Origin of the sequence: Burkholderia crassaminum (assembly GCF_964265005.1) — a bacterium.
GTDB lineage: Bacteria > Pseudomonadota > Gammaproteobacteria > Burkholderiales > Burkholderiaceae > Burkholderia.
In genome coordinates, this window is sequence record NZ_OZ183800.1 from 2,435,401 (window position 1) to 2,447,888 (window position 12,488).

The following is a 12,488-nucleotide window of genomic DNA, read 5'->3' on the forward strand; positions in this document are numbered from 1 at the left end:
ACGCGATGAAACCCTTCTCAATGCCCTGTCGCCCTGCGCTCACGCTGTGTGCGGCCGCGTGCCTGCTCGCCGGCTGCACGGTCGGCCCCGACTACCGCGGCGCGCCCGCCGCACCGGATGCGCCGACCTTCGTGCGCGCGCCGGCTTCCGGCGTCGACGCCACCACCCCCGCGCCGAGCGCGTGGTGGCACACGCTCAACGATCGCCAGCTCGACGACCTGATCACCGCCGCGCTCGTGTACAACCCCGACCTGCACGCCGCGCAGGCACGCTTGCGCGCATCGCGCGCGCAGCTCGCGCAACAGCGGGCCGCGCAGTTGCCGAAATCGTCGGCCACCGTCGCCGCCATCCGCATGCGCGAGCCGGACGTCAGTGCGCTCGGTTCGCTGCTGCCATCGAACGGCTCGAACCAGTCGGGCGGTACGTCGCCGTCGCTGGGCGGCTCGGGTCCGCTGCAGCTCTATTCGGCAGGCTTCGACGCAACCTGGGAAATCGACCTGTTCGGCGGCACGCGCCGTGCAGTCGAAGCCGCGTCCGCACAAGCGGAAGCAGTCGACGCCGATCTCGCCGATACGCAGGTGTCGATCGCGGCCGAAGTCGCGAACGCGTATGTCGACCTGCGCGACCAGCAGCAGCGGCTTGCGCTGTCGCAGCGCACCGCCGAGTTGCAGCAGAAGATGCTCGAACTCACGCAGCAGCGCCGCGCTCGCGGCGTCGCAGCCGATGCGGACATCGAGCGCCTGACGACGCAGGTCGAAAACACGCGCGCATCCCTGATCCCGCTCGACGCACAGGTAACGGAATCGCTCGACCGGCTCGCGATCCTGACGGGTCGCGCGCCGGGTGCGCTCGACGCGGCGCTGTCGACACCGGACGCGCCGCTGCCGACGCTGCCGGGCAGCGTCGCGATCGGCGATCCGGCCACGCTGCTGAAGCAGCGCCCCGACATCCGCGCGGCCGAGCGCCGGCTTGCATCGAGCAATGCGCAGATCGGCGAGCATGTCGCCGATTATTTCCCGAAGGTGACGCTGCTGGGCGATCTCGGCTTCAGCGCGACGGACCCGGGCCACCTGTTCCGCAAGCAGAACTTCACCTGGATCGGCGCACCGTATCTGCAATGGAACATTCTCGACTTCGGGCGCACGCGTGGCGCAGTGCGCGCGGCCGAAGCATCGCGCGACGAAGCGGAAGCGAACTATCAAAAGGCGGTGCTCGGTGCCTTGCAGGATGCCAACACGGCATTGCAGCGCTACGGACACCAGCGCGAGCACGTCGTTGCGCTCACCAAGGTGCAGACGTCCGCCGTGCATTCCCGATCGCTGATGGACGAGCGCTATCGCGCGGGCGTCGCATCGATGATCGACCTGCTCGATACGCAACGCGAAGCGTTGTCCGCGCAGCAGAACGTGATCGCCGGGCAAGCCGAACTGATCAAGGACTACGTGTCGCTGCAGAAAAGCCTCGGGCTCGGGTGGCAGGCGGGCGCGGGTTGACGGCGAATTGAGCGGTGCCGCGCGGCCGGGTTGGTCGAGGCTGCTGCGGCATCGATGCTTGCAATGCGGATCGCGAAGCCCACGCACGCGCCGCAGGTTCAACCGACCTCGTTCGACGATCGTGGATCGTGGACCGCTTCACGATGCGCGACGCAACAACTCATTGCGTACGCAACAATACTCACCATCTGCGCCGATAACAACCAGGCTCGCACCGCATAGACGCCGGCGCTATCGGAAACATATCGAATATCAATTAGCCAATCGTCTGACGATCTCTTCTAATTCAGTCGGCTTCCCCACCACCGATCGGATTCAAGGAGTTCCATCGTCATGTCCTCATCCTCCCTTCGCGTGCTGAGACACGCAGTCGCCACGATCTGCGTTGCACTTTCCGCGTCTCCCCATGCCGCCGAACTCACTCGAGACACGGGCGCACCCGTCGGCGACAACGAGAATTCGCAGACGGCCGGCCCTGCCGGCCCCGTGCTCCTGCAAGACTCCGCACTCATCGAGAAACTGCAGCGCTTCGATCGCGAGCGCATTCCGGAACGCGTCGTGCATGCACGCGGCACCGGCGCATTCGGCGAGTTCGTGCCGACCGCCGACATCTCGAACCTGACGAAAGCGAAGGTCTTCACGCCGGGCACCCGTACGCCGGTGTTCGTGCGCTTCTCCACCGTCATGGGCTATCGCGGCTCGCCCGAACAGGCGCGCGATCCGCGCGGCTTCGCAGTGAAGTTCTATACGCAACAGGGCAACTGGGACATGGTCGGCATCAACTGGCCCGTGTTCTTCATTCGCGACGGCATCAAGTTCCCCGACTTCGTTCACGCGAACAAGCCGAGCGCCGTGACCGGCGTGCAGGATCCGAACCTCGCATTCGACTTCTTCGCGAACACGCCCGAAGCGACGAACATGCTGACGATGCTGTACACGAACGCGGGCATGCCCGATTCGTATCGTCACATGGACGGCTTCGCGGTGCATGCGTTCAAGTTCGTCAATGCACACGGCGACGTGCACTACGTGAAGTTCCACTGGAAAAGCCAGCAAGGCGTGCACGGCTTGCGTCCGCAAGACATCGACGCATCGATCGGGCATGACTGGAACATGATGACGAACGACCTGTACGGCGCGCTGAAGCAAGGCGACTTCCCGAAGTGGGATCTGTACGTGCAGGTGCTCACGCCGCAGGACCTGAACCGGTTCGACTTCGATGCGCTGGACGACACGAAGGTCTGGACCGGCGTCCCCGAGCGCAAGATCGGCACGATGACGCTGAACCGCGTACCCGACAACTACTTCCAGTCGACCGAGGAATCGGCGTTCGCGCCATCGCGACTCGTGCCGGGCATCGAGCCGTCCGAAGACCGGATGCTGCAGGATCGCCTGTTCGCCTACGCCGACACGCAGATGTACCGGCTCGGCGCGAACTACATGGACCTGCCGATCAACCGGCCCGTCGTGCCGGTGGTCAACAACAACCAGGACGGCAAGATGAATGCCGGCGACCGCAAGGGCGAGGTGAACTACGAGCCGTCGACGCTGCATGAACTCGCGCCGGACCCGCAGTACAAGTCCGTCCGCATGACGCTCGGCGGAACGACGCAGCAGGAGGCGATCCACAAGAAGCTGCGGTTCCGTCAGGCCGGCGAGTATTACCGCGGTTTGTCGCAGCAGGACAGGGACGACCTGATCACCGCGCTGTCCAGCGATCTCGGCAAGGTGACGAACGCGCACAACCAGTACGCGATGCTGTCGTACTTCTACAAGGCCGATGCCGACTACGGCACGCGTCTCGCGCAGGCCGTTCACGCCGACATCCGGCAAGTGCAATCGCTCGCGGCGAAGCTGAGCGAGAACTGATCCCGCGGCTCCGGTCGCTGTCGACGTGCGGGTTTGCGCCGCGCACGTCGACCCTACCCACACCTCAGGACCTCCCCATGCAATCCGAACGCCTGACGCGCGCGATCCGCTCGACCGCAACGGCCCTGGCGCTGGCCGCAATCGCCGGTTGCGCGCACCTTCCCGACCAGCCGGCGTATGCGCGGGCCGACCCTGCATCGCTGCGCCGCTACGACGGAGACTGGTTCGACGCCGCCCGAGTCGGGCGCGTCGACATCCTGCGTGCGTTGCACGACGCCGGCTATCCCGTCGACGCCACCGACAGCCACGGTTTTACGGCCGTGATACTCACGTCCTACGACGGCCAACCAGCCGCGCTCGACTACCTGCTGTCGGCCGGCGCAAACGCATGCGCCGGCGACCGTCATGGCAACACGGCGCTGATGGGCGCCCTCTTCAGGAACGAACCCGACATCGCGCGACGCCTGATCGACACGCATTGCCCGATCGACCAGACGAACGGCGCAGGGGAAACCGCGCTGGGATTCGCGACGCTGTTCAATCGGTTCGAGCTGATCCCGCTCCTCGTCGCACATGGCGCGAATCCGAATCACGTCGATCGGCGCGGCCAGTCGCTGCTGCAGCTCGCGCAGTCGCGCGACAACGCGGAAGCTGCGGATGCGCTGCGGCATGCAGGTGCGCAACGGTAACTCGGCCGCGACCGAACCGTCTGAACAATGCCTGCGCATCGTGCTATCGTGCCGCTGGCAATTGATCCAGTACCGTGTCATGCCGGATGAAAGCGCGACGGTGACGGTGCGCGCTTTCGCCGACCACGTATCAGCCGGTTGCGGCGGCGCAGGTCTTCCAGTGCACGCTCGGCGACGGTCTGCGCTTCACCCATGCATGGCGCGAGTGCGACTGACGAAGGAGATCCGTAAAGAACGGGAAAATCTTCGATTGAAAAGCAGGACTGCTATAAAAAAGGAGCGACGCGCGAAAAATCAGAAAAACTCGTCGAGCAGCCGGTAGAAAGCGATCCGGCGCGGATCGGGCCGCTCGATTCCGTACCGGGCGAAGAAAGGCGCAACCCATTCACCGCCGAGATCGGCTTCGATATCACGCGCCGCCAGCGCCAGATCCTGATAGCGATCGGCCACACCGAGGCGCCCGCAGTCGATGAAGCCCGAAAAGCGACCGTCTTCGACCATGAAGTTGGGCAGGCACGCGTCGCCATGCGTGACGACCTTGTCCTCGATCGGCGGCCGGCTCGCCAGAAGCCTGGCGAACAGTTCGTCGAGTTGTACGCCCGTGTTCGCGTCGTCGAGGTTGTCCTCGTCGACGAGCCCCGCGTTCATCCGTGCGCGGGCACGCTCGATGCGGAACGCCGCGCCGTGATCGAACGGGCACGTTGCCGGCTCGAGCCGATGCAGCGCACACAGCGCGTCGGCGATGATCGCCACCTTCTCCGCCGGCCCGAGGCGCGCGACTTCGAGGTTTTCGCCGCACACGGCACTCAGCAGCATCCACTCGCGCCCCGCCGCCGATGCCACGTCGAGCACCTGCGCGCCCGGCAGGCCCGTCGTCGCCAGCCAACGCAGTCGCGCCGCCTCGTCACTCAGCTCGGCCAGCGGCCCGGCCGGTTCGGTCTTGACGAACCGGCGCGATCCGTCGCGCGCATCGAGCCGGAACACCGCGGCATCCGACTGCCCTTCCGTCTGTCGCGTCCATCGGCAATCTGCCCATGCGGCCTTCCAGGTCACGGGCACTTCGATGCAAAGCTTGTCGTTATCGATCATGTCAGGTTCGATCCTCGTTGAATGGTCGGGCATGCGGAACATCGGATACCTCACGACTTCGTGCCACGCTTCCGGCACCCCGCGGGCCCGGCATTCTCCGGCGCACACCGGCGCACACCGGCGATTCGAGTCATGCCTCGAACATGGTCGGCCAATCGTTCCAATTACGCGTCGAACCAGAAACGATCGTCCAATCGAATTCAGCATTACTTTCCTTGCTGGCCTCGAATATTACAAATTACTGCCAATATTTTCAAAAACATTGCATTTATTCGCTTTAATTTTGTTTCATATAACCAAAAAAAGTTTGACACCTCGCTTTCGTTCTTGATACCGTCCGATGCAAGCAATCTGACAAATTGCTCACCACGCAATCGCTTCCGCTCCACGTTTTTTTCGCTTCCGCCGCACCGAAGTGCCAGCCGCCAGCCGTATCGTTCACGCGCCGGCGCATGCAACATCCCGATGCATTTCATTGGACGACTGCCATCCGGCAGCGGGCCGAAGGATCGAATCAAATGAGCAGGACAACGAAACTGTTGCTCTAGCAATCCCGCCCGCGCCCTGTCCGCGCGGTTGCGTCGTATCGCGGCGCAGCCCTCTCGTTACCGCAATTTCCGTATTTCGCCCCCGGAGAAAAAAACACCTTTCCGGATCGGGCGAAAGGCCCTGTCGCGTCCGCGCCATCCGCACGCATGCGACAGAAATCGGCGGCGCATCACCCGCACCGCTGTCGACCGTTGTTGTTCGTGCCGTTCGATGTTCAACCGGAGGGGTAATTCAAATGAACCAGGTTGCAGACAAGAATCAAAAGCACAAGCGCTTCGTCAAGCTCGCCTTCGCCGCCGCGGCAGCCGCATCGTTCGGCATGTCAACCGTCCACGCCGCACCCGCGGCCGGCTGGACGGAAACGCACACCAAGGGCTTCCTGCCGCTCGTGCAGCAGAGCGAAGCCGGTACGGCCGGCGCGCCTGCGGCGAGCACGGCCGCCGCTGCCACAGCGGCCGTCGAGATGGCGGCCGGCGAATCGGTGGACATCGTGCTCGGGCTGAACCTGCGCAACGAAGCACAACTCGACCAATACCTGCACGACCTGCATACGCCCGGTTCGCCGCACTACCGGCAGTTCCTCACGCCGGCGCAGTTCGCCGCGCAATATGCGCCGACCGACCAGCAGGTCGCCTCGGTCGTCGCGCATCTGCGCAAGGAAGGCTTCGTGAACATCGTCGTCGCGCCGAACCGCCTGCTGGTATCCGCGTCCGGCACCGCGGCGACCATCAAGTCCGCGTTCCGCACGACGCTCAAGCGCTTCACGCGCAACGGCCGCAGCGTCTATGCGAATACCGACGCCGCGCAAGTGCCGAACGCGATCGGTGGCGTCGTGGGCGCGGTGCTGGGCCTGCAGAACGTCGAACTGATGCACACGGGCGCGGGCAGCAAGCCGCAAGGCAACACCAGCAACCTGACGATTCCAGCGGGCGCATCGGCGGTGCCGCACAACCCGACCGAGTTCTCGTCGATCTACGGCGGCGACGGCACGCCGACGGCCTCGCAGACCACCGTCGGCATCATCTCCGAAGGCGACCTGTCGCAGACGGTGAGCGACCTCAACACGTTCGCCGCGAACAACAGCCTCGGCACGATCAGCAGCAGCATCGTGAAGACGGGCCCGTCAGGCAGCTCGTACACCGACACCGACGGCACCGTCGAATGGAACCTCGACAGCCAGTCGATCGTCGGCGCGGCCGGCGGCAGCGTGAAGCAGGTCGTGTTCTACGTCGCACCGTCGATGACGCTCACGGCGATCACCGCCGCGTACAACAAGGCCGTGACCGACAACGTCGCGAAGGTGATCAACGTGTCGCTCGGCGTGTGCGAATCGTCCGCGAACAGCACCGGCTCGCAGGCAACCGACGATACCATCTTCAAGCAGGCGATCGCGCAGGGGCAGACCTTCTCGGTATCCGCCGGCGACCACGGTGCGTACGAATGCGCGGGCGGCACGCCGTCGCGCTCGACCTACACGGTGAGCGAGCCGGCAACGTCGCCGTACGTGATCGCAGTGGGCGGCACGACGCTGTTCACCAATACGTCGACCAACGCGTACAACAGCGAGATCGTCTGGAACGATCCGAGCTGGGCGCCGGGCACCGTGTGGTCGACGGGCGGCGGGTACAGCAAGTACGAAGCCGCGCCGTCGTGGCAATCGTCGAGCCTCACGGGATCGACCAAGCGCGCACTGCCTGACGTCGGCTTCGATGCCGACCTGCGCACCGGCGCGATTCTCGTCGTGAACGGCCAGACGTCCGACACGCTGTGGGGCTCGGGCTACCTGAACAACGAAGGCGGCACGAGCCTTGCCGCGCCGATCTTCACGGGCATCTGGGCGCGACTGCAGTCCGCGAACAACAATGCGCTCGGGTTCCCCGCGTCGAGCCTCTACAAGTACTTCCCGGGCAACGCGGCGCTGCTGCACGATGTCACGTCCGGCAACAACGGCAGCGGCACCTACGGCTACAAGGCGAAGGCCGGCTGGGACGCAACGACCGGCTTCGGCAGCGTAAACATCTCGAAGCTGAACGCGTTCATCCAGAGCACACCGGATTTCGCGCGCTGATGGACCGATGACCGCCCCGGTTCCGCGTACTCGCCGAAGCGCACGCACGGAACCGGATGGGAGCGTTCAAATAACCCGCGAGGGCTGCCAAGCCGTCGCGGGTTTTTTTGCGTTCCGCGCAATCTCGCGGAGCGAGCCGCCGGCGCGACGACGCACTCGCCGGCCTTGCAATTGTTGCGCACGCAACTTTCATATCAATTACATTTCAGCGCCATTCCGCTTTCGGACCGCAAGGTACACATACTGTTACACAACACCTGGACAACCTCCGCGCGTGTCGTGCGTTTAACTGGATATACCGATTCGTCGCGGGACAACCACCATGCGAACACGACCTTGCCGCCCGCTCCGGCCGATGCCCCCGGAGCAGGCGCAGACGGTCGCGGCACAGTGCTCAAGCCGATCGCGCGGCCCGCGTGCCTGCCAACGCCGACACAACACCGAACGAACAACATGAACAACACACGTGCATACCGCCCTGTCAGAACGCTGATCGCGTCGTCCCTCATCGTGTCGCTGCTCGGCCTCTCGGCCTGCAACAAGAACGGCGACAGCAGCACGGCCGCTCCGGCCAGCGACGCAAGCGCGGCCGCGGCGGCACAGCCCGCCTCGACGCCCGTCGCCTACACGCCGCCGACTGCCGACCAGCTCTATCAGATGGTCGCGCCGATCGCACTCTTCCCCGACAAGCTCGTCGCGCTGGTGCTTGCGGGCGCAACGTACCCGGACCAGGCCACGGCCGCCAATAACTGGGTGGCGCAGAATCCGTCGTTGACGGGCCAGGCACTCTCAACTGCCACCGATACGCAGCCTTGGGATCCGTCCGTCAAGGCATTGACCGCGTTCCCCGCCGTGCTGTCGCAGATGGCGTCGAACCCGGCCTGGACCACGTCGCTCGGCCAGGCGTACTACAACGATCCGACCGACGTGATGAACGCGATCCAGGTGATGCGCCAGCGCGCGCAGACGTCCGGCCACCTCCGATCGGGCGGCCAGATGCGGGTCACGCAAGCCGCGCAGGCCGCACCGACCGGCTATACACCGGCCACCGATGCGCCCGTGGGCTACGCCGGGCCGGCGATCGTGCCGCCGCCCGCACAGGCCATCGAGATCGAATCCGCCCAGCCCGACGTCGTCTACGTCCCGTCTTACAACCCGACGGTCGTCTACGGCGAACCGGTTTCGTCCTACCCCGGCTACGTGTATCGGCCGCCTTCATACAGCACGGGCGAAGTCGTTGCCGCCGGCGTGATCACGTTCGGCGTCGGCATTGCCGTCGGCGCCGCGATCTTCGGGCACCACGACTGGGGCTGGCATGCCTGGGGCATGAACTGGGGCGCGCCGCGTCCGGAAGGCCCCGGCTGGCACGACGGCTGGCAGCGTCCGGCCGTGGTGTACAACCACACCACGTACGTGTCGAAGTCGACCACCGTGATCAACAACATCACCAACATCCGCAACACGCGCATCACGAACAACTACGGCGGCAACGTCACCAACAACACGACGAACACGACGATCGAACGCAACACGATGCAGCCGGGCGCGCAGCCGATGCGCGGGCAGGTCATGGAGCAGCACCCGGGAGCCGCGCCGATGACGATGCCGCACTTCGGCGCGAACGACGCGCGCCCCGGCGCGCGGCCGTCGCCCGATGCGTTCGCGCAGAACCGCGCGAACGAACCACATGCCGAAATACCGGCGCAACATGCGCCCGGCGCGATGCGCGACGAGCGGCAGCAGGCGCTGCAGCAGGAGCGCGCCGCGCAGGAAACCCGTGCAGTCGCCCAACAACAGCAAGCGCAGCAACAGCAGCGTAACGAGGCACTGCAGCAACGCGAGGCGATGCAACAACACAACGCGGCACAGCAGCAGCAACGCGAGGAAATGCAGCAACACAACGCAGCAGAGCAACAACAGCGCGAGGAAATGCAGCGACGCAATGCAGCGCAGCAACAGCAGCACGAAGAAATGCAGCAACGCAACGAGGCTCAGCAGCAACCGCGCAAGGAGACGTCGCCGCGCAGCGAAGCGCAACCGCAGGAACACACGGCACCGCAGCCGCGGCAACCGGCCCCCGAGCACGCGCCCGCACCGCATCCTGCAGAGCCGCATCCGCCGCACGAAACGCATGAGCATCGCACCGAGTGAAACGCATCCCGTCACGACAGCGCGGCATCCGCGCTGCCGGCCGGCGAAACACGCACCGCGCCGCCATGCGAAGCCGGCACGACCCGACACGCCGTACGCCGCCGTTTTTCACGAAACCGCGCGGCCTTGCCGCGCAATTCACTCGGCCCAGTTCCGCACGTAGTCCGGCACCGGCATGTTGGCGTCGGCATGAACCGGTGCGCCGCGCGTCGTCTTCAGCGGCAGGATCCCCGTCCAGACAGCGAGCGCGAGATCTTCATCCTTGTCGGACGGCAGTGAATCGCTGACTTTCACTGCCGCTTCCGCAAGGGCAATCCGCAGCACGCTGGTCGCATTGATTTCCTTCTCGTTGCCAGGCCGCGCATCATGCCTGCGACCGGGTGCGATCTTGTCCATCAATGCATCCAGCGCCGCCAGCTTGTCGTCACTGCCCTCCACCATATCGAACCGGCCGTAGATCACCGCAGATCGATAATTCATCGAATGATTGAAGGCCGACCTGGCCAACACGAGCCCGTCCAGCAACGTAATCGCGACGGAGGCCGGTGCGCCCGCCGACAGCGCCTTGATCATCCGGCTGCCGTTGGACCCGTGAATATAGAGGTCATCGCCCCGTCTCCAGTGCGCGGTCGGGATACAGTGCGTGTCCTCGCCTGCACCGAACGCGATGTGGCAGACGTAGGCTTCGTCCACGATGCGATGAAGCATCGTGCGATCGCGATTCACCAATTCCGGCAGGCGGCGAATGGTGGTGCGGGGTGTGGAAGAGATGACGGTCTGGTCTTTCATGTTTCGATTTCCTGTTCGCGCACCGTTGCGCGCATCGAGCGGCCCGCGTTCCGGCACGACGCAGGAATCCGCCCATAATATCTTTGTACTGCGAAGTTAATAGAATTGAACGCGTACAGCTTCCACGTCTGAACGACCGGTCAATCGGCCCATCGACAGTCGCTCTCCAAATCGAGCAAAATACGCGCGTGCCGCAATCCGTGACGTTCGCCGGAAAGCCCCTCGCCCCGGCCGGCACCGCGAGAACGTGAACGATACGATGCGCGACGAATCTTCAAAAGAACCAGCCCAACGAAAAATTCTGGAACCAGCCCATGGATCTCGCGCTGCTCATCTCGTCGCTTTCCAGACAGGACGGCACGACACGCCACAGCCAGCAGGAAGCCCTCTACCGGAGCCTGCGCAACATGCTGCTGGACGGACACATCCCGTCCGGCACGCGGCTCGTGTCGACGCGCGTGCTCGCCGCGGAATTGGGCATCGCGCGCAATTCCGCGGTCTATGCGTACGAGCGCCTGGCCGAGGAAGGCTTCGTGGCGGCCACGCGCAACGGTACGATCACGCGATGGGACGGATGCGGCCGTTCGAGCGCCGGGCGCGAAACCGGCCCGGCCACGGTTCAATTGTCCGAGCGCGTGCACGGGCTGGAGAACGCCGACCCCGAACCCGAACGCATGCTGCCGTTCGTTCCCGGTCTTCCGTCGCTCGATGAATTCCCCGTTGCCCAGTGGCGCCGTTGCATCGAGCACGCATGGAAAATCATCAAGCCCGCGCAGCTCGCATACGGCCCGGTCGAAGGGCTACCCGAATTGCGGCGTGCCGTGGCCGCCTACATCCGGGTCTCGCGAGGCGTGCGCTGCGAAACAGGCCAGGTATTCATCACCGACGGCACGCAAAGCAGCCTCGAACTGTGCGCGCGCATGCTGGCGAATCCCGGCGATTTCGGCTGGCTCGAGAACCCCTGCTACAACGGCGCCCGTACCGCATTCCGCTCGACCGGCCTGGAGATCGTGCCGATCGAGGTCGACCACGAAGGGATGGCGCCAACCGACGAGCAGTGGCGCACTCAGCCACCCCGGCTGATCTATACGACGCCGTCGCATCAATACCCGCTCGGCGCGCTGATGAGCCCCCGGCGGCGAGCGGCACTCGTCGAGCACGCACGTGCGTGCGGCGCGTGGATCATCGAGGACGACTACGACAGCGAGTTCCGCCACGGCGGCCAGCCGCTGCCCGCGATCCAGGGCTTGCATGCCGACGCACCGGTCTGCTATCTCGGCACCTTCAGCAAGACGATGTTTCCCGCCCTTCGGCTCGGCTTCATGGTGGTTCCGCCGGTTCTGGTCGACCGCTTCACCAGAACGCTGCGCGAACTCGTCCATCGCGGCCATCCGGCCGATCAGCTGGCGATGGCCGAATTCATCGACACCGGCCTCTTTGCGCGGCACCTGCGCAGGATGAGGACGCTGTACGCCGAGCGACGGAGCAGCCTCGAAGCGGCGCTCGCCCGCCACCTCGGCACCGCGCTGAGCGTTCGGGAAAGCCCGGGCGGCATGCATCTGTCGGCGGATCTCGCGATGCCGCTGCACGATACCGACGTCGCCCGCGCCGCAGCCGCGCATGGCCTGCTACTTCAGCCGCTGAGCAGCTACCGGGTCGGCGACGGCCGGCCGTACAACGGCTTCGTGCTCGGATACTCCGGGCTGAACGACGCAACGATCGAGGCCGCGACGATGCAGCTCGCGGCCGTCATCGATGCGCAGGGCCGCACGCGTTGCTGAGCGTCGCACG

Annotated in this window: 8 protein-coding genes; 6 read left to right on the forward strand and 2 right to left on the reverse strand. The window is 65.2% G+C overall.

Annotation, left to right across the window (positions count from 1 at the left end; genetic code table 11):
* The first annotated feature begins 5 nt into the window (after positions 1–5).
* From ACPTTF_RS27890 to ACPTTF_RS27900, 3 genes are all read left to right on the forward strand, one after another.
* Entirely contained in the window at positions 6–1,493 is a 1,488-nt protein-coding gene (locus ACPTTF_RS27890) for an efflux transporter outer membrane subunit (RefSeq protein ID WP_423369052.1), read from the forward strand.
* A 333-nt stretch (positions 1,494–1,826) separates the two neighbouring features.
* Complete coding sequence (locus ACPTTF_RS27895; protein ID WP_423369053.1) at positions 1,827–3,362, forward strand: catalase; 1,536 nt, start codon at positions 1,827–1,829, stop codon at positions 3,360–3,362.
* Between the two features lie 77 nt (positions 3,363–3,439).
* Positions 3,440–4,051, forward strand: a complete 612-nt coding sequence (locus tag ACPTTF_RS27900; protein ID WP_423369054.1) for an ankyrin repeat domain-containing protein — start codon at positions 3,440–3,442, stop codon at positions 4,049–4,051.
* A gap of 294 nt (positions 4,052–4,345) precedes the next feature.
* On the opposite strand, the gene ACPTTF_RS27905 is transcribed toward ACPTTF_RS27900, so the two are convergent.
* Entirely contained in the window at positions 4,346–5,140 is a 795-nt protein-coding gene (locus tag ACPTTF_RS27905; RefSeq protein ID WP_423369055.1) for an APH(3')-II family aminoglycoside O-phosphotransferase, read from the reverse strand.
* Positions 5,141–5,924: 784 nt separating this feature from the next.
* Here ACPTTF_RS27905 and ACPTTF_RS27910 point away from each other — a divergent pair.
* Together ACPTTF_RS27910 and ACPTTF_RS27915 are read left to right on the forward strand one after the other, a co-directional pair.
* Positions 5,925–7,757: a S53 family peptidase gene (locus ACPTTF_RS27910; protein WP_423369056.1), complete on the forward strand. Its 1,833-nt coding sequence runs from the start codon at positions 5,925–5,927 to the stop codon at positions 7,755–7,757.
* A gap of 453 nt (positions 7,758–8,210) precedes the next feature.
* Entirely contained in the window at positions 8,211–9,908 is a 1,698-nt protein-coding gene (locus ACPTTF_RS27915; RefSeq protein ID WP_423369895.1) for a DUF3300 domain-containing protein, read from the forward strand.
* A 138-nt stretch (positions 9,909–10,046) separates the two neighbouring features.
* Here ACPTTF_RS27915 and ACPTTF_RS27920 read toward each other — a convergent pair whose 3' ends face one another.
* Entirely contained in the window at positions 10,047–10,697 is a 651-nt protein-coding gene (locus ACPTTF_RS27920; protein WP_423369057.1) for a pyridoxamine 5'-phosphate oxidase family protein, read from the reverse strand.
* 314 nt (positions 10,698–11,011) lie between these two features.
* Between ACPTTF_RS27920 and ACPTTF_RS27925 the strand changes: the two genes are divergently transcribed.
* Positions 11,012–12,478: a PLP-dependent aminotransferase family protein gene (locus ACPTTF_RS27925; RefSeq protein ID WP_423369058.1), complete on the forward strand. Its 1,467-nt coding sequence runs from the start codon at positions 11,012–11,014 to the stop codon at positions 12,476–12,478.
* Positions 12,479–12,488 lie beyond the last annotated feature (10 nt).